The sequence below is a fragment of the Paenibacillus dendritiformis genome (assembly GCF_015845845.1).
Classification (GTDB): domain Bacteria; phylum Bacillota; class Bacilli; order Paenibacillales; family Paenibacillaceae; genus Paenibacillus_B; species Paenibacillus_B dendritiformis_C.
In genome coordinates, this window is the sequence record NZ_LDIG01000088.1 from 36,826 (window position 1) to 55,280 (window position 18,455).

The 18,455-nt window shown below is 59.2% G+C and carries 14 protein-coding genes, 1 riboswitch and 1 other annotated feature; of the genes, 4 read left to right on the forward strand and 10 right to left on the reverse strand.

Annotation, left to right across the window (positions count from 1 at the left end; translation table 11 throughout):
* Positions 1–58: 58 nt before the first annotated feature.
* Together ABD76_RS06570 and ABD76_RS06575 are read left to right on the forward strand one after the other, a co-directional pair.
* Positions 59–1,183, forward strand: coding sequence for a Gfo/Idh/MocA family protein (locus ABD76_RS06570; protein ID WP_197255329.1), 1,125 nt, complete (start codon positions 59–61; stop codon positions 1,181–1,183).
* Between the two features lie 22 nt (positions 1,184–1,205).
* Positions 1,206–1,982, forward strand: a complete 777-nt coding sequence (locus tag ABD76_RS06575) for a tyrosine-protein phosphatase (RefSeq protein ID WP_242069416.1) — start codon at positions 1,206–1,208, stop codon at positions 1,980–1,982.
* Between the two features lie 812 nt (positions 1,983–2,794).
* On the opposite strand, the gene ABD76_RS06580 is transcribed toward ABD76_RS06575, so the two are convergent.
* From ABD76_RS06580 to ABD76_RS06600, 5 genes are all read right to left on the reverse strand, one after another.
* Positions 2,795–3,133, reverse strand: coding sequence for a DsrE family protein (locus tag ABD76_RS06580; RefSeq protein ID WP_197255331.1), 339 nt, complete (start codon positions 3,131–3,133; stop codon positions 2,795–2,797).
* Positions 3,134–3,259: 126 nt separating this feature from the next.
* The gene (locus ABD76_RS06585; protein ID WP_197255334.1) at positions 3,260–4,924 is read right to left on the reverse strand and encodes a glutamine--tRNA ligase/YqeY domain fusion protein; all 1,665 of its coding nucleotides are present in this window, start codon (positions 4,922–4,924) and stop codon (positions 3,260–3,262) included.
* A gap of 63 nt (positions 4,925–4,987) precedes the next feature.
* Positions 4,988–5,956, reverse strand: a complete 969-nt coding sequence (locus tag ABD76_RS06590) for a coiled-coil domain-containing protein (RefSeq protein ID WP_197255336.1) — start codon at positions 5,954–5,956, stop codon at positions 4,988–4,990.
* A gap of 111 nt (positions 5,957–6,067) precedes the next feature.
* The gene (ilvA, locus tag ABD76_RS06595) at positions 6,068–7,333 is read right to left on the reverse strand and encodes a threonine ammonia-lyase IlvA (protein ID WP_197255338.1); all 1,266 of its coding nucleotides are present in this window, start codon (positions 7,331–7,333) and stop codon (positions 6,068–6,070) included.
* 76 nt (positions 7,334–7,409) lie between these two features.
* Positions 7,410–7,682: a binding site (T-box leader), on the reverse strand.
* A 103-nt stretch (positions 7,683–7,785) separates the two neighbouring features.
* Positions 7,786–9,060, reverse strand: a complete 1,275-nt coding sequence (locus ABD76_RS06600; protein ID WP_197255340.1) for an MFS transporter — start codon at positions 9,058–9,060, stop codon at positions 7,786–7,788.
* A gap of 594 nt (positions 9,061–9,654) precedes the next feature.
* Between ABD76_RS06600 and ABD76_RS06605 the strand changes: the two genes are divergently transcribed.
* A complete protein-coding gene (locus ABD76_RS06605) occupies positions 9,655–10,989 on the forward strand; it encodes a Na+/H+ antiporter family protein (protein ID WP_197255341.1) in 1,335 nt (444 codons plus the stop codon).
* Positions 10,990–11,207: 218 nt separating this feature from the next.
* On the opposite strand, the gene ABD76_RS06610 is transcribed toward ABD76_RS06605, so the two are convergent.
* The 5 genes from ABD76_RS06610 to ABD76_RS06630 form a co-directional block, all read right to left on the reverse strand.
* Positions 11,208–12,038, reverse strand: a complete 831-nt coding sequence (locus tag ABD76_RS06610) for a TatD family hydrolase (RefSeq protein WP_197255342.1) — start codon at positions 12,036–12,038, stop codon at positions 11,208–11,210.
* An 816-nt stretch (positions 12,039–12,854) separates the two neighbouring features.
* A complete protein-coding gene (locus ABD76_RS06615) occupies positions 12,855–14,387 on the reverse strand; it encodes an MDR family MFS transporter (RefSeq protein WP_197255343.1) in 1,533 nt (510 codons plus the stop codon).
* A 268-nt stretch (positions 14,388–14,655) separates the two neighbouring features.
* The gene (locus ABD76_RS06620; protein WP_197255344.1) at positions 14,656–15,519 is read right to left on the reverse strand and encodes an ABC transporter ATP-binding protein; all 864 of its coding nucleotides are present in this window, start codon (positions 15,517–15,519) and stop codon (positions 14,656–14,658) included.
* A 14-nt stretch (positions 15,520–15,533) separates the two neighbouring features.
* Positions 15,534–16,298: an ABC transporter permease gene (locus tag ABD76_RS06625; protein WP_197255345.1), complete on the reverse strand. Its 765-nt coding sequence runs from the start codon at positions 16,296–16,298 to the stop codon at positions 15,534–15,536.
* Positions 16,299–16,502: 204 nt separating this feature from the next.
* The gene (locus ABD76_RS06630) at positions 16,503–17,534 is read right to left on the reverse strand and encodes an ABC transporter substrate-binding protein (protein ID WP_197255346.1); all 1,032 of its coding nucleotides are present in this window, start codon (positions 17,532–17,534) and stop codon (positions 16,503–16,505) included.
* Between the two features lie 321 nt (positions 17,535–17,855).
* A riboswitch (TPP riboswitch) is annotated at positions 17,856–17,970 on the reverse strand.
* Between the two features lie 157 nt (positions 17,971–18,127).
* Here ABD76_RS06630 and ABD76_RS06635 point away from each other — a divergent pair.
* The gene (locus ABD76_RS06635; RefSeq protein ID WP_197255347.1) at positions 18,128–18,391 is read left to right on the forward strand and encodes a hypothetical protein; all 264 of its coding nucleotides are present in this window, start codon (positions 18,128–18,130) and stop codon (positions 18,389–18,391) included.
* Positions 18,392–18,455: the final 64 nt, after the last annotated feature.

The window sequence follows — 18,455 nt, forward strand, 5'->3', positions numbered from 1 at the left end:
GAACGGGAGCACGCCGATTCTATTCGCATGAATTCAGGAACACCAGGAGGCAGATTCGATGGAACAAAGACGTATCGCGATCATTGGAGCAGGCCAGATTGGGAAGCATCACCTGAACGAATATCATCGGGTGGGCGGCGCCGACATCGTCGCCATTTGCGATATTAATGAAGCGGAGGCGCGCCGGGTCGCGGAGGCGAACCAGATTCCCTATGTGTACACCGATTTCCGCGAGCTGCTGAAGCGGGATGACATCGAAGCGGTCGATGTATGCCTGCACAACAACTTCCACGCCCCGGTGTCGATCGCGGCCATGGAAGCTGGCAAGCATGTCTATTGCGAGAAGCCGATTGCCGGTTCCTACCGGGATGGCGCCGCGATGCTGGAAGCGGCCCGGGCCACAGGCAGGATGCTGCATATCCAGTTGGCCACCCTGTACAGCAAGGAGACGAAGGCCGCCAAAACCCTGATCGACGGCGGCAAGCTCGGCAAGCTGTATCATGCGCGATCGACCGGCTTCCGCCGCCGCGGCCGCCCATTCGTCGACGGGTACGGCACGACGGCGTTCACGCAGAAGGCCACCGCCTCGGGGGGCGCCCTCTACGATATGGGAGTGTACCATATCTCCCAGATTCTCTATCTGCTCGGTCTCCCAGCGGTGACCCGCATTAGCGGCCAGACCTATCAGGAGATGGATATGCTGCCGGACCGGAGGGAGATGAGCAAGTTCGATGTGGAAGAACTGGGGGTCGGCCTGATCAAGTTCGAAGGCGGGATCACGCTCGATATCATCGAGGCTTGGGCGATCCACCTTGGCGGATTTGAAGGCAGCAGCATCGTCGGCTCCGAGGGCGGCATCCGCATGCCGGCCCGCAAGGGGGACCATATTCAACCGTTCACGTACCATAGCACGATGCTCGACCTGGACCTCGACACCGTGATCGACCTGAATGCGATGGACCGGCGCCGCCATCTGCTCAACCCGAACGAGTGGGCTTATGATTCGTCGCAGGGACACTGGGTTGCCGCGCTGAGCGGGATCGTTCCCCTCCTGCCGACGGCGGAACTGGCTTCGAGCACGATGCTTATCAGCGAGGGCATCTATATGTCCAGCGCGCTCGGCCGGGAAGTGACGGCGGAGGAGGTCGCCGCCTCGTCCGTATCCATCGCAATCCGATTGTAGAGAGAGGAGCGGCTGCGTTGCCATGAACCATCCCCCGCTGGAGACCGCCGCCATCCACCGGTCCAAGTCATCCGGCAGGCTCTGCTTCCTGCTTGCCGATGAAGGAGGATGGGGGACGGGCCCCCTGACCCTGTACTCCAGTCCTCGCTCCCAATATGATCCGGAGCAGTCTGCCTTCGCGGCCACCATAGTGCCGGGACAGGAGGTCTCCTTCCCCGATCCGGCGCCGGGCCGCAGAAGCTACTATCATCTATGCCAAAATGGACAATATCTGTTGACGACAGCCGAGCGCGTGCTTCCGCTCGCGGGCGTCTCCAACTTCCGCGATCTGGGCGGATACCGGACGGCAGAAGGACGGTATGTCCAGTGGGGCAGGCTCTACCGATCTCCGGAATTATCGGATCTGACTCCGGATGATCTCGACTACCTGGATTCGCTGCACCTGCGCCAGATCTGCGATCTGCGGGACAGCGACGAAGTGGCGGCCATGCCGTCTCCGCCGCTTGCGCCCGCCGTCCTTACCCATATCCCGCTCGTCGAGATGCTTGGCAAGGACGTCATTCGCCAGCCGGGGGACGTCTCGGATCAAGGCAGACCGCCGGCAAGCAAGCCGGGTCAACTGCTCGTCGACATGAACCGCTCGCTCGTCCACTCGACGGCAGGACTTCGCGGCATCTTCGATCATTTACTGGCCGAGAACGGCGCTCCGCTGCTGTTCCACTGTACGGCAGGCAAGGATCGCACCGGCCTGGTGGCCGCGCTGCTGCTCCTGACGCTGGGAGTTCCAGCACGGAAATGATTCCCCCGCCGATCAGCAATGCCGTAGCGGCGTCTACCCCATTGGCCGCGAGAGCAAGGCCGGCCAGAAAAATCGGCAAGCCGATATTTGTGCAGCCAGAAATGAACCGTCCCGAGCGTGCTGTCGCCGGCTTGCGGAAAGCGCGCATAGATCAATCCGCTGATCGCCAGTGACACCCAGCCCAGCAGATTCAGATGCGCATGCAGCGACGTATATTGGAACTGATTGGTCGCCCCGGCGATCAATCCGGCCAATACCCCCGCCGCAAAGTAAAATGCCGCTGCCTTAATGAAGCGGACCCCGACCGTCACCCTATTCCCCCATCCTCGCATTAAATTGGTTATACATATGAACGGCGGGACTTGTTTATTACGAGCCCCGGACCAATCCTGCAAAAGTGCAGGATTTTTCCCGATTTTCGCTCGATGGAAGGGGATTTGCTGCATTCATACATCAATTTCACCCGTTCCAGCTTCCAATGGGGATAATATGAGGAAAATGATGCAGCTGTGCAGGAATGGTTCAAATTGTACCCCTCAAGGGAAGGAAAGCTGCATAGTTGCAGGATTTATTGCTGTTTACCATCAACCTTATTAACTAATAATGAGATTAAATACCAGATAACGGAGGTATGAGCTGCCCTATCCGCCACCCGTTGCATGGAGCGCTTCACCCCCACGGCAAAAAACCGGGTCCCCAAGGAACCCGGTTCATGCAACGGCTGCAACCAGCAATACATGGCAGGTGCAGCCCAGGTGCAGCCGCTTCGCGCTATTCATGTGTGGCCAGCATAATGGTGCTCGCAGCCAAAATTAACCTAACGTCATCACTTCATGCCGGGAGGCGAGCTGGACGAATTCGCCCATGCTTGAAATCTCTCCCGCCTCCAGCTCATCCGCAATGCCGTAATGATCTACGCATGTCTTGCAGGCGAGCACAGGCACTCCCGCCTTCGCCAAATCGGCCAACTGCAGCGAGGCCATCGACTTGGAGGTCAGTGCAAGCACACCCCGATTCATGCAGAAAATCGCGGCCGGAAGCTCTTCCTGCTGCTTCAACAGCGTCAGGAAGGTCTCCAGCACGGACGGGCCAAGCCCGTTCTCTTCGGCGCCGATACGATCCGACGTCAATAGAATGACTTTGTTTTTCATGACAGCCACCCTTTCCTCAGCGTGTCTCCTTCGACTCCACCGCCTGGCCCTCCCGCCATTACGCTTGCTGTACAATCCTAACAATAGCAGCTCCAACGGCTCTTGGGAGGCTCATCCCGTTCGAAGTTACTTCTTCGGCAGCTCGAAAGAGCTCTTCAACGATACGATAAGATTGAAAACGATACGTCCGTTATTCGTATATTTCGGGTCCGCATTGAAATAGCCGTGGCGGAAAAATTGATACTTGTCATGGCCTGCGACATCCTTCATATTCGGCTCCACGAAGCCCTGCTCCACGACCAGGGAAGACGGGTTGACCCGATCGAGGAACGTCGTGTCGCCTTCATCCTCCGTCTCGTCGAGAATGAGCGGCTCATACAGCCGGAATTCCGCCGGAACCGCCTGGGAAGCCTCGACCCAGTGAATCGTTCCCTTGACCTTGCGGCCGGTGAAGCCGCTGCCGCTCTTCGTCTCCGGATCATACGTGCAGCGCACCTCGACCACCTGGCCGTCGCTGTCCTTGATCACTTCGTTGCACTTGATGAAGTATGCATGCTTCAAGCGGACTTCATTGCCCGGGAACAAGCGGAAATATTTGCTTGGCGGATTTTCCATGAAGTCGTCCTGCTCGATGTAAATCTCGCGCGAGAACGGAATCTGGCGAATTCCCATCTCCGGATTCTCCGGATTGATTTCCGCGTCCAGCCATTCGATCTGGCCTTCCGGATAGTTCGTAATGACGACCTTCAGCGGCTTGAGCACGCCCATCGTGCGCGGCGCCTTCAGCTTCAAATCTTCGCGGATAAAATGATCGAGATACTTGGAATCGACGGTGCTGTTCCCTTTCGTCACGCCGATCTCCCGGCAGAACGTCCGAATCGATTCCGGCGTGAAGCCGCGGCGGCGCAAGCCGGAAATGGTCGGCATCCGCGGGTCGTCCCAGCCGTCCACGATCCCCTCGTCCACGAGCAGCTTCAGCTTCCGCTTGCTCATGACCGTGTTCGTCATATTGAGGCGCGCGAATTCGTATTGATGCGGCGTAGCCTCCATCTCGCATTCCTGCACGACCCAGTCATACAGCGGCCGCTGATCCTCGAATTCGAGCGTGCAGATGGAATGGGTAATGCCTTCGATCGCATCCTCCAGCGGATGGGCGAATGCGTACATCGGATAAATGCACCATTGGTCGCCGGTGTTATGATGCGTCGCATGCGCAATGCGGTAGATAACCGGATCGCGGAGGTTGATATTCGGGGAGGCCATGTCAATCTTGGCGCGCAGCACCTTCTCCCCATTTTGGAATTCGCCGTTCTTCATCCGTTCGAATAAATCCAGATTCTCCTCGATCGAGCGATCGCGGTACGGGCTGTTCTTGCCCGGTTCGGTCAGCGTGCCCCGCATCTCCCGTATCTCGTCGGCGTTCAGGTCGCAGACGAAGGCTTTGCCCTTCTTGATGAGCAGGACGGCGCGCTTATACATCTCGTCAAAATAATCAGAGGCGAAATAGAGCCCATCCCAATCGAAGCCGAGCCAGCGGACATCCTCCTTAATCGATTCGACGAATTCCGTATCCTCCTTGAGCGGATTCGTATCATCGAAGCGAAGATGCACGCGGCCCTTGAACTCTCGGGCCAGCTCGAAATTCAGGCAAATCGACTTCGCATGCCCGATATGCAAATATCCGTTCGGCTCGGGCGGGAACCGGGTCACGATTTTGTCTACCCGGCCTTCTTCCAGATCATTCACAATAATATTGCGAATAAAATTCGATGTAGCATTGGGGTTCTCCACCAGCAATCAACCTTTCTCTGTCTAGCGCTTTGTCTATTAATATACCCATATCATGGGGGGACTTCAACTCTGATCGGCCGGGAACCAATTCTCGATCAGCGCGGCATACTCCCGTTCCGAGGCGGCCTGCTGCCGTTCTGCGCTCGCGGCTTCCTCCTCCAGGCGCCGAATCGTCGCCTCAACGTGCCGGACCGCCTCTTCCACCCGTTCCAGCGAACGGTTAATCCGGCCCTGCACCATCCAATCGGTCAGAAATCCGTCGAACACATAATCGGCGAAGGTAAGCCCCGCGCCGATATCGACGGCCTGTGCCGTCTGCCGCAGCTTCTTCACGTCTTCCAGCTCCCGGCCGAAGCGGCGCAGCCGATGATTGGCATGGTTCAGCTCGGCCTTGGCATCGTCATAGCGGTTATGCTTCAGGTAGGTAGCAATCGTGCCGCCGCCGAGCATATCATACGTTCCCCAATTGCGGGCGGAACGGAACTGCTCTTCGGCCCGCTTCAGAGCGCGCAGCGCGTCGCGTCCCGCCTGGATGGCCTCGTCCAGCTCGCGCTTTTCCGTCTGCAGCCGGGCCCGCCCGGAGATGAGCGCATCCAGTTCGGCTGCCACGGTCCGGTCGCAGGCGCGAAGCAGACGCTCCTTCTCCTCGATGGCCCGCTGCAGCTCTTCATCCGCCCCGCTGACGCCGATCAACTGGCGGCGCCATTCCGCCGCATCCGCCTCGGCTTGGCGGTAAGCATCCTGCGCCAGATCGTATTGCTCTTTGGCGCGGAGCGCCTCTTCCTCTTCCCGCTCGAGCTTGCGCTCCTTCTGTCCAATCAGCGTGAAGAAGAAGTTCGCCATCGACCAGGACCGCAGCCGTTCGACATCCCGTTCTTCCTCGCGCCACCACTTTTCCAGCCGCTCCAGCTCCGCCTTGCGCCGCTGACGCTCCCGCTCGGCTTCCTGCAGACGCGTCTCATACTTGTCTTGAAGCCTTCCATTCAGCCGTGCCCGCTCGATGCGTTGCTGCAGTTCATGCCATGTCTGCATGCCATCTCCTCCTTTTTCCCGCATTCCTTACCTATTTATACGTGAGGAACGCCTGCCGGGATTCGTCCGAAGCGCGCAAGGCAGGGGGCAGGGGCAGCGCAGCCAGGATGATTACACGAGCATATTGTACAGCGTCGCGTTTTTGTTCACTTCCACGTACTGGATGCCCCGCTTCTTCATCCGTTCGATGAGCGGCTTATAATCTTCAGTGTGCTCCAGCTCGATGCCGACCAGGGCGAAGCCGTCATCTTTATTATGCTTCTTGTTATATTCGAACCGGGTAATGTCATCATTCGGCCCGAGGACATCCTCCAGGAATTCGCGCAAAGCGCCCGCACGCTGCGGGAAGTTCACGATGAAGTAATGCTTCAAGCCTTCATAAATGAGCGACCGTTCCTTAATCTCCTGCATCCGGTCAATATCGTTGTTGCCGCCGCTGATGACGCAGACGACATTTTTGCCGCGAATCTGATCCCGGTACAAATCGAGCGCCGCGACAGGCAGCGATCCGGCCGGCTCCACGACAATCGCATTCTCGTTGTAGAGCTGCAGGATGGTCGTGCAGGCTTTCCCTTCCGGCACGAGAATGACATCATCGAGCACCCGCGAGCAGATCTCGTAAGGAAGCTGCCCTACCCGCTTCACGGCGGCGCCGTCCACGAATTTGTCGATCTTCTCCAGCGTGAGCACTTCATGATGTTCCAGCGCCGCCGTCATCGAGGCCGCCCCTTCCGGCTCCACGCCAATCACGCGGGTGGACGGACTCACCGTCTTCACGTATGTGCCTACGCCGGCCGCCAAGCCGCCGCCGCCAATGGTCACGAAGACATAGTCCGCCGGCACATCAAGCGATTCCATAATCTCCATGCCTACCGTACCGCTGCCTGCGACGATATAAGGATCATCGAAAGGATGAATGAAAGTGCTGCCGTTCTCTTCGCAAATGTTCATGGCCGCTTCATAGGCATCATCGAAGGTGTCCCCCGTCAAAACGACTTTGACGAACGATCCGCCGAAGCGCTTCACCTGGGTTACCTTCTGGCTCGGCGTCGTGGTTGGCATCACGATCGTGCCCTGGATCTGCAGCGCCTGGCACGAATAAGCGACTCCCTGGGCGTGGTTCCCCGCGCTGGCGCACACGATTCCCTTCTGCAAATCCTCGGCGGACAGATGGCGAATCATATTGTAGGCGCCCCGGATTTTGAATGACCGGACGATCTGCAGATCCTCCCGCTTCAAATAGACATTGCATTGATATCGGGCGGATAAAATCGGGTCGCGCTGCAAAGGCGTCCGCACAATGACTTCCTTCAACACATGGTGGGCACGGACGATATGCTCCATCGTCACGGCCGGTGCAGGATGAGTCGTCTCCATGTCACATTCCTCGCTTTCGGTCGGTATACAGTCTAGTGTTGGGCAATTGCCGGGAAAATAAAAAAACTCGTCCCAAAAAAGGGACGAGAGTTACCGTGGTACCACCCTTGTTCCGCGAAAGACCGGATTCGCTTGCCGAATCCGCTTCTGCGGCGCTTGGCCGCGGCAATGCCGCGCATCCGGGTAACGGCGGATGAGCCGTCCGCGCTTACTGAGCGCCGCCAGGCGGCATACGGTTCAGCGCGGCATCTCGGAGAGGATATTCAGCTGGTCCAGACATCGACTCGCACCGGCCGTCGACTCTCTGCGGACTGCATCCCAGCTTACTTGTTCTCGTCATCGATTCCAATAACGTTTCATGAATTGTATCCTATTATTATGAACATGCGTCCGGCTTCATGTCAATGGGCACGGTTATAAATTGTTCACTGGCCTCAAACGCCGACATTCGATCATTCCTGGCCGACGGCGGGTTGGGCCGGCTCGGCAGGCTCCGGCGTCTTCTTCGTCCGCAGAATCGGCAGCATCACGGCAATGCCGACGATGAATAGAACCGCAGAGATCTCATACATGGTCGTAATGGAAGTCAAATTTTTGATCCATCCGGAGATCGACATCATAATGACCATCGCTCCCATGAACAGCGGCGTCAGGATGCCGTTAACCCGGCCGATGAAGGACCCTTCCGTATTTTGCAAGATCATCGTGTTGATCCCGATCTGAATCGACGGCAGCATCAAGCCGCTGATGAATTGCGCCACAAGCGTAAGCCACAATTGAGTCGACATGCCGGCCATCCAAATTCCGATGCTGCTGAACAGCAAGCCGATCGCCAGCATATGCTGCGGCAGCAGCCGCTTCGATATGCCCATCGCGATGGCGCCGCCGATCATCATCGCCACGCCGTTCGTCATCATCAGATAACTCAAATTCTCCTTCGGCAGGCCAAGGCGTTCCGTCACGAGGAAAGCCCCCATCGGCTGAATCATCCCGATCGCCAGCCCTGCGAAGGCGAAGCAGCCGCCAAGCGACTTCAGCAGCTTGCTTTTCATCACATAGCGCAAACCGGCTCCAAGCTCATCCCATACCCGGGAATCCTTCTGATTCGCTTCATCCTCCCGAGAATCGCCAGGAAGGAACGTCAACGAGATGGCCGAGAGTACGAAGGCCAATCCGGTCAGAACGAGCGATGTCGTAATGCCATAATGCTGGAAAATCATCGTACCGATGACCGGGCCGAGCACCATGAACAGCGCCACCATCGTCTGGAAGATGGACATTCCCGCCTGCATCATGTCGGCCGGAACATGCTGCTTGAACAGCTTCATGGAAGAAGGCTGCGAGAATTGCGACAGAATGGCCGAAATAAAGGTGGTGAAAAAGACGGCCTGCCACGATCCGAGCAGGATGGTCACCAAGACGGCGAATACGGACAAGGCGCTTAAAATATCACACCATATCATGGTGAGCTTCGGTCGCCAACGGTCGGCGAAGGTTCCTCCGATAAATGAAAAGACGAAGATCGGAGCGAACTCTGCTACCGATATCATTGAGACCGCAAAGGCATCCCCGTTCGTCATCTCCATGACAAATAACAGCACGGCGAAGTTGCGGATCCAGATGCCGACCTGCATGAACAAACCCGCCATCATGATGGCTTGCACGAACCGGTTCCGGAACAGACTGAATACCGAGTCATTTTTCTTGGCAGTTGGTGCAGAATTCATGTACATTTCCCCCCACTCTATCCTCAATGCGGATGACTCCGCTTTGGAATTTTTCTGAACTTGCATGGTTTCTTCTCTCTGAACTCAACTAGTTTACTGGATCATCACCGCTTTTCGCAATCATTTTGTTTCAAAAATTTTGTGTAGATGTTGGATGGAGGATCAGTGCTGTGCTCCGCTCCTCTTATGCCGTTCAAAACAAGGACACAGCCGCGTTTTTATCGGTATCGCATTGCTTCCGGGCGGGCTTCAGCCACAATTCAGTGTACCGGAAAAGCGGGAATGGCTGCATCCGCAACCAGCAGGAACTTCCGCTGCGTCCCGGAAAGGAACCAAGGCTCCGCCTCGGGTTGGATAGTCTCTCCGCCTCTGGACCGATCCAATCGGCTCGAAGATCGGTCTCGTCCTCATTTCGTTGGGCTGCCGCGTTTGATCCGGCTAGCCGAATGCTATATTTAAGGAAGAGAATTGGGCCGGAGAACAAGATCGGGATCCGTATGTCATAAAATGGATTGCGAGAAACGTTATACATTACTCTGGTAACGTGGTAATGTTTTAATTAATTATTATCATCAAGTGAGGTTGATCTTTTACATGAATGCGGTTCTTCTCTCTCTCGCGGTATTATTCGGACTAAGCCTGCTGCGAGTGCATGTCGTCCTCGCCCTGCTCGTGTCCGCCATCATCGGCGGCTGGGCCGGGGGGATGCCGATCTCGAACACGATCTCGGCCTTCTCCGAAGGGCTGAAGGACAACGCCGGCATCGCGCTCAGCTATGCCTTGCTTGGCGCTTTCGCGGCCGGGCTGGCCGAGACGGGGCTGCCCGAACGGCTGGTGCGGCGCGCGGTGCGGCTCGTCCGGGGCCGATCCGACAGCGGTCCAATTCGCGCCCCCGTCCGGTTCGGCGTGTTGGCCGCGATCGCCGGCATCGCCTGGCTGTCGCAAAATGCGGTGCCCGTTCATATCGCTTTCATTCCCGTGCTTATCCCGCCGCTCCTCATGCTGTTCAATGCGGCGCGTCTGGACCGGCGGGCCGTCGCGTGCGCGCTCACCTTCGGGCTGATTACGCCCTATATGCTCTTGCCCGTAGGCTTCGGCGCCATCTTCCACGATATCGTGGCGAGCAATATGACGCAGAACGGCCTGGCCGTCGATGCTTCCCAGCTTCCGAAGGCGATGCTGCTTCCGGCGCTCGGGATGATTGCGGGCCTGCTGTTCGCCATGATGATCAGCTACCGCAAGCCGCGGCACTATGCCGAAGGGGCCGAGCCTCAACCGGCTGCCGCAGCCGAAGAGGGCTCCGCTTCCGGCAGCCGCTTCGCGGCCGGAGCCGGCATCGCCGCCATCGCGGCCATGCTTGCCGTGCAATTAAGCACGGGCTCCATGATCTACGGCGCGGCCGCCGGGCTGGCCGTACTGCTGGTCTCGCGCGTCATGCCGCTCGGCCGGGCCGACCGCGTCCTCTCCGACGGCATGCGTTCGATGGCCTACATCGGCTTCGTCATGATGTCGGCGGCCGGCCTTGGCGCGGTGCTCCGCGAGACCGGGCATATCGAGTCGCTCGTCCAGGGGGCCGTCCACATGGTCGGCGACAACCGGGCGCTGGCGGCCATCCTGATGCTCGCCATCGGCCTGCTCGTCACGCTCGGCATCGGGTCGTCGTTCTCGACGATTCCGCTGATCGCGACCGTTTTCGTGCCGCTCTGCGTCGAGCTTGGCTTCAGCCCGCTGGCGACCGTGGCGCTCATCGGCACGGCAGCGGCGCTGGGCGACGCCGGATCCCCGGCCTCGGACAGCACCCTGGGCCCGACCGCAGGGCTGAACGCCGATGGACAGCATGATCATATATGGGACACCTGCGTGCCGACCTTCCTGCACTATAACGTGCCCCTCCTGCTGTTCGGCTTCCTCGCGGCTATGATGCTGTAGGAGCCGCATCCGGCAAGGCGCGTCCTTCCGCAGAGGAGCAGGCTAAGCAGCCCCCGCAGGGCAGGCTCCTGGCTGCGCAACTTCCGGCTGCGCACGCTTCCACAGGCGCAGACGCCTGTCAAGGAGCCCACGCGGGGCCGGGACGGGCAGGGCAAGCTTCCGCAGCGCACACATCTGGCAGGCAGGCTCCCGGGCCCGCCCCGCATGCGCAGCCGGGGCTACACGCCGTAGCAGCGCTTCGCGTTGGCCCGCAGGAGCGCGGCGGCCTCGCCGAACTCCAGCCGCTGGAGCGCGGCCCATGACGCGGCGACGTCGCGCACCATCAGCGGGAGCGTGACCTGCCCCGCAAATGGCCCTTCGAACGGCCACGGCCCGTCCGTCTCTGTCATGACGCGGTCAGCCGGGTAGCGAAGCGCCAGCTCCCGGATCTCGGCTTCATAGGCGAGATCCGGCGTGAACGAGATGTAGTATCCGTTCCCGGCCATCCGCTCCGTCGTTTTTGCGTCTCCCTTGAACCAATGAAAGTGGGCCGTCCGCACGCTGTACCGTTCCAGCAGTTCGATGACGAGCGGCGCGTCGTCGTAGACCGCATGCAGCACGATCGGCTTATCCCACGCGGCGGCCCGCTGCACGAAGGCCTCCAGCAGCTCCAGATAAGCGCCGCGGGGAAAGGCGGCCTCGCTGCCCTCCGCGCGGACGGCTTCCTGCCTCATGTAATAGGGCAGGCCGACCTCGCCGATGGCGATCATGGCATCGCGCCGCTCATCCATCCATTGCAGGAGCGCGCTCCGCTCCGGCTCGGAAGGCAGCGCTTGCTCCGGGTGGAAGCCGTACGCGGGGTGAACCCGCCCCGGATACCGCTCCGCCCAGCGCTGCACCTCGCGGCACGAGGCCGCGTCCATCGACACGGCGATGACGCCGTCCAGTGCTTCCGCCTCCAGCGATTGCTCCAACAGCGGCCGCTGCTCCGGGCCATATCCGTCGAGATGGATATGGGCATCCATGAAGCGAAGCCGCTCCGGGCCTGCGGCGGTATGATTGCTTTCCATTGTCCGCACCTCTCCTCTTCCTCTATGATCGAATGCCGAAATACGGGTTGTTCCAACGGGTCGTCGTACGGGACTGCCGTACGCTGCTGCTCTACGTGGATGCCATTCATGGCTGCCGTACGCGTCACGGCTCTCTACGTGGATGCCATACATGGCTGCCGTACGCGTCACGGCTCTACGCGGCTGCCGTACGGGGCTGCCGCCGCGAGCGCGGATCCGCCCCCTTAAGTTCCGGCTAGTGAAAATGCATTAAAAAGCAGTTCAACTTGTTAATGCTGTAAAAATACAGGATTTTACGCCAAAAACTCCTCTAAATGGATAAATTCCTGCAAAACTACATCAATTTTGTCGAATACATCTCGTTTCGGGCTGATACTAAGGAAAATCATGTAATTTTGCAGGAATGCTCTTGCAGCGACCGACCCTCGAAAAGAAAGCTGCAGAATTGCAGGATTGCCGCGGGTTGGCACGTCATGGGGTGCAGTATGCGATATACGATACCAATAAGGCAACATACGGGACAGGCAAACAGTAACAACGATACCAAATAAGGCAACATGCTGGACAGGCAAACAGTAACGACGATACAGTTAAGGCAGCACGCGGGACAGGCAGACAGTAACGATACAGAGAAGACAGCATGCGATACAGGCAAGACAGGTACGATATGGACAACGCAGCCTGCCTTGCAGCTAACAGTAACGAGACAGACGGCACTAGCCAACCCTTACCACCCGACACTCCCGATATGAAAAAAACCGCTGCGCTCCCAGGCAGGCAGCGCAGCGGCCAATGTCTGCAAAACAGCGGCCCTGCTCAGGACACCGCTTCTTCCGATTTGGCGCCGGAGCCTTTGCCGGCGGCGTCATCCATCATGCGCGCATTGCCCATCAAGGCGATGCAGATGAGCGCCAGGCCGACCGGAATCAAGGCCCAAGCAAAAATGCCGCCGATGGAGTCGGCGAGAGCGGCCGCCATCCCCTTTATCGCCTCCGGCGGGAGGTTGGCGCCGCCTCCGCCGCGGAGCAGCTCTTCGGGCTTGATGTCGGCCGGCATCGCTCCGCCCGGCATCATTTCCTTCAGCCGCCCGGTGAACAAGGAAGACTGCAGCGAGCCAAAGACCGTAATCCCGATCGTCATGCCGAGCGAGCGGCAGAAGGATGAAGTCGAGTTCGCGGTTCCGCGCTGATGGTAGCTCATCCCGTGCATGGAAGCCATGCCGAGCAAGGAGAAGGAGAAGCCGACCCCGAGTCCGGTCAGCACCATGTACAGGGTGACCAACGCGCGGGGAGTATCCGCGGACAGCGTGCTCAGCGACACGATGCCGGCAGTGAACAGGATGCCCGAGATGATCATGAGCTTGCGGAAGCTCGTCTTCGCGGCCAGAATCCCGCCGATCGAGCTCGTGACGACCGACCCGATCATCATCGGCGTCAGCACGAGGCCGCTGTTCGTGGCCGACCCGCCGTACACGCCCTGCACGAACATCGGAATGTAGACCGTCGCGATGACGAACGTGACGCCGTAGAAAAAAGCGACCCCTTGGCTGGAGGCGAACAGCCGCTTCCGGAAAAGAGCGAAGGAGATGATCGGCTCCTTCGCATTCAGTTCGAACAGAACGAACGCGAGAAGGAAGATGGCGAAGGAGGCAAACAATCCGATGATGAATAAAGAATTCCATTCAAAGCCTTCCTTGCCGCCCAGCTCGAGGGCGAACATCAGGCTGACGACGGCGACCACCAACGTAACCGCGCCGCCCCAGTCGATGCGCTGCTTCGACTTCGCCGCACTCTCCTGGTAGAACTGGATAATCAGCCACAAAGACACAATGCCGAGAGGCAGGTTGATGTAGAACACCCACTCCCAGCCGATATATTCGGTAATATAGGCGCCGAGCAGCGGCCCCGCCACGCTGGAAATGCCGAACACCGCTCCGAACATGCCGGTCATTTTCCCGCGTTGCTCTAACGGAAAGACGTCATAAATAATCGTAAAGGCGATAGGCATCAGCGCGCCGCCCCCAATCCCCTGGATGGCGCGGTAAATCGCCAGCATCATGATGCTGTCTGCCGTCCCGCACAGCATGCTGCCCGCCAGGAAGACGAGCAGGCCGAAAATGTAAAACCGCTTGCGGCCGTACATATCGGACAGCTTGCCGAAGATCGGCATGCCGGCCATGGTCGCGACCATATACGCCGAGGTGACCCAGACGTACAGCTCGAAGCCTCCCAACTGGCCGACGATCGTCGGCATCGCTGTCGCGACGATCGTATTGTCCATCGCCGCCATCAGAATCCCGAGCAGGAGCGCTACTACCACCAAGCTCAAGTTGCTCTTTTGAGCCACCATATATCATTTCCCTCCTTCTATGTACCGGATCGGCTTCGGAAGCCGGTCCTGATTCACCCGCAATCACTTCGCTGCCGAAGCCGGGATAACTTATTATATAGCGTCAACTTTCCATTTACCAGTAAAAGTTATTCATCCGAATTTGCCATAAAAGATGGAAATTCCCCGCTGGAGAATCGGTTCCGGCCGCCGGAAAATGGGCCTGCTTCTCCCTGACACTTCTCACTGCATCGGCCAAAAAGGGACGGCTCTCGCCGTCCCTCTGCCTTTATTTGTCCAGTTCGCCGGTCCCGTGCCGCTGCGCCTCCCGGAGCAGCCCGGCCAGTTCCCGCTTCAAGCGGAGAAAGGATTCTTCCCCCGTCAGCGTCTCCCGCCGCGGACGAGGGAACGGCACAGCCACCTCCCGCAGCACGCGGGCAGGGCGGCTCGAAAATACGTAGATCGTATCGGAGAGCAGCAGCGCTTCTTCGATACTGTGCGTAATGAACAGCACGGAGCGCCGGTGCTGCTCCCACAGATCGATAAGCCAGCGCTGCATCTCGGTGCGGGTTAAGGCGTCGAGCGCGCTGAACGGCTCGTCAAGCAGCATCAGCTCATGCGGGCTCATCAGAGCGCGCAGGAACGCGACGCGCTGCTGCATGCCGCCGGACAGCTCGTGCGGATACGCCCGCTCATAGCCGGACAAGCCGATCTTCGCCAGCCACTGCCGCGCTTCCGCCCGGGCCTCCTTCTTCGGCCGGCCGCCAATCTCCTGGGCCAGCATGACGTTCTGCTCCACCGTCCGCCACGGGAAGAGCGCCGGCTGCTGGGGCATGTAGCTGACATGCCCCGTCCGCCCAGCCGCCTCTTGTCCGTTCATCCGGATATGGCCGCCATCCGGGCGCAGCAGGCCGCCGATCAGATGGAACAAGGTGCTCTTGCCGGAACCGGAGGGGCCGATGATAGAGACGAATTGCCCCTGCTTCACCTGCAGCGACACTTGGTCCAGCACCGGCAGCCGTCCTTCGCCGCGGCCGTTCGTCCCCGGATAGGACATGTCGACCCGCTCCAGCTCCAGAGCGGGCGGCCGAGCGGCGGCCGCCCGGGCAGCCGCGCCTTCTATCGAATCGGCCAGATGGGCCGTTGCCTTCATAGCGCTTCCCTCCCTCATTTGTCGTTCTCCTCGGGCCGCCAGCGGATGATCATCCGCTCCAGCAGGCGGATCGCTCCGAACATCGCCAGACTGAGCAGAATGATGACGACGATGCCGAGGAACATCCGGTCGACGCGGTAGGCCGCTTTTTGCAGCATCATATAATAGCCGATGCCCTGATCCGTTCCGAGCCATTCCGCGATTACCGCTCCCATCACGCTGTAGGTGGCGGCGATCTTCAAGCCCGAGAAGACGGAGGGCATCGCATGCGGCAGCTCCAGCTTCCAGAACAACTGTGCCCGGGTCGCCCCCGTCATGCGCATATAATGAAGCATCGTCCGATCCGTCTGGGTCAGGCCGTCGAGGGCGGCGACGCAGACCGGGAAAAAGCAGACGAGCGCAATGACGATCACCTTCGGCAGCAGACCGAAGCCGAACCACAGCATCAGGAGCGGCAGCAGCGCGATCGTCGGCACGTTTTGGCTCAATATGATGAGCGGGTAGATCGCCCGCTTCAGCCAAGGGAGCGGATGGAGCAGACAAGCCAGCGCGAGGCCGATCCCCGCTCCGGCCCCGAAGCCGATCAGCATCAGCTTCAGGGTAGCCAGGGCGTGCAGCAGAATGCCGCCGCCGTTGGCCGCCGCTTCCCGCGCAATATCAAGCGGGCTCGGGAGCATCCATTTCTCCACATCGAACAAAATGACGCCAATCTGCCACGCCACGATGAACAGCAGCAGGGCCGCCATCGGCGGTCCCGCCGCTGCAAGCCGTCTTTTCATCCCGCCGCCACCTTCCTGCGCATTCCTGCCGCACCTAGGCGGTTCGTCCTCCTCATGCCAAATTCCTCCTCTCGATGCTGATCCCGCTCTTGGTGCCGACTCCGGCTCGAACCGCCCGTCCCGGAGAGGGTAGACCCCTTGGACGGATTATCCGCCCTCATTTATCTAACGCCGGCTATCGCCCGCTCCTGAGCAGCGCCAACGTCAGGCTTCAGGCAGGAACTCATTCGTGAACGCCTTGTCGATATCGATCGGCTTCTCCATCAGCTTGTTCTGCAAAAGCCAGTTCGTATAGTTTTCCCACACTTCCCGCTTCTGCTCTCCCCAGCGCGGCGCATCGTCGCGGTATTTCGGGCTGAGCCAGCGCTGGCTGGCCATAACCAGTTCCTTGTCCAGGTCAGGCACCTGCTTCAACAAAATCCCTGCCGCCTGCTCCGGATTGTCGATCGCAAACTGATATCCCCGGGAGACGGCCCGCATGAACGCCTTGACCAGCTCGGGATCGGATTCGATCAGCTTCTCGCTTGTGGCGATGACCGGAGTATAGTAGTCGAGCGCATCCGAATATTGATTGACGTACATCATATCGATCGGCTCGTTGCGCAGCTCGGCCTCAATGCCCGTCCACCCGTAGAAAATCCAGGCGAAATCAATATCCTTTTTGACCGCGGTAAAAAAGTCGGCGGAGCCCATATTGATGTTCTTGATCTTGTCGTAGTCGGCCCCCTCCTGCTCCATGAGCGTCCGCAGCACCATTTCTTCTACCGGCGAGCCCCAGCCCCCGTACGTCTTGCCCTCGAAATCTTTGGGCGACGTAATATGCTTGTCGCGCGGGGCGGCGAACCCGGACGTATTATGTTGAATGATGGCCGCCAATGACACGATCGGCACATTCTGCGTGCGCGCCAGCGTAATGCTTTCCTGCACGCTGACGCCGAACTGCGCCGAGCCGGAGGCGATCATCGCGTCGGCTCCGCCCGTGCCGGGCTGAATAATGTTCACTTTCAGCCCTTCGGCCTCAAAGTACCCCTCTTGCTGGGCCACATACACCCCGGTATGGTTCGTGTTCGGCGTCCATTCCAGCACAAACGTAATCTCGCGCAGATCCTTCGGCGCTTCAGCGCTTTGGGCTCCGCTTCCTTGCGGGGTCGGGGCGTCTACTCCTCCCCCGCAGGCTGTCAACAGGAACATGAGCGCCAAAGCAAGTCCAAGCGCTCCTTTTTTTCGTGCACGCATGCTTCTCATCCTTCTCCTCTTCCCCTTTCCGATTTGCTGCCACTCAGGCGGTCGAGACGGCCTTGCTCCTTCTCTGGCATACGATTCCGGCGTCCTGCCGGGGGTCCTCCCTGATAAGCGGCGGCCGCGCAAGCACTCGCGCGGATCCAAAAAAGCGCCCCTCATCGGGGCGCTTACGCTATTCATTACCTATGCGCATGCATGGCGGCAGCTCGAATTGTACGACGCGTTCCATGCAAAGCATTCCGCTTGCCCGTCCGCGCTATCAACACGGATGCGGTGCATCGGAATCGCCGACCGCAAATGAACACCTCCGCCGTTCGGCATGGCGCCATTCTCATTCCTACGCTGGCATTACCCAGATCAGGTGTAAGGGTCAGTATCTTGACGGGATACGATCTCAGCCGGCCCTATTCCAGCCCCCCTAGTATGCATATTCAGTTGCCGTTTCACATGCAATTATAGACCTCGTCCGCTCCCTTGTCCAGCCGTTATCCGGGGCAGGAGCGGCATTTCCCGTACCTTTTCTGTGACGAAGCACACAGCGATCCGCTTTCCGGTTCGGGTATGATGGCCTCGGGAGGGATGTCTTCATGAAAAAACGTCTGGCATGGGTTGGGGCAACCGCGCTCGCCCTCATCTTCGGAACCGCGGTCTATGCCTCTGGCAGCGACGACAGCGGCTTCGGCCAAATGCTCCCCCATATGAAGCAGATGCATCCGGACATGACCGATGCGCAGGTTGATCAAATGGTTCAACACTGCCACGGATCCGATCGCCAGGCTGTCCGCAGCCAAGGCATGATGCGCGGGGGCATGATGCATAATCACATGATGCAGAACGGACATTGGTATTGATCGCATATATCAACGCCCGAGTGAAGCAAGGGGTTCCGGCCGCGAATCAGCGCAGGAACCCCTT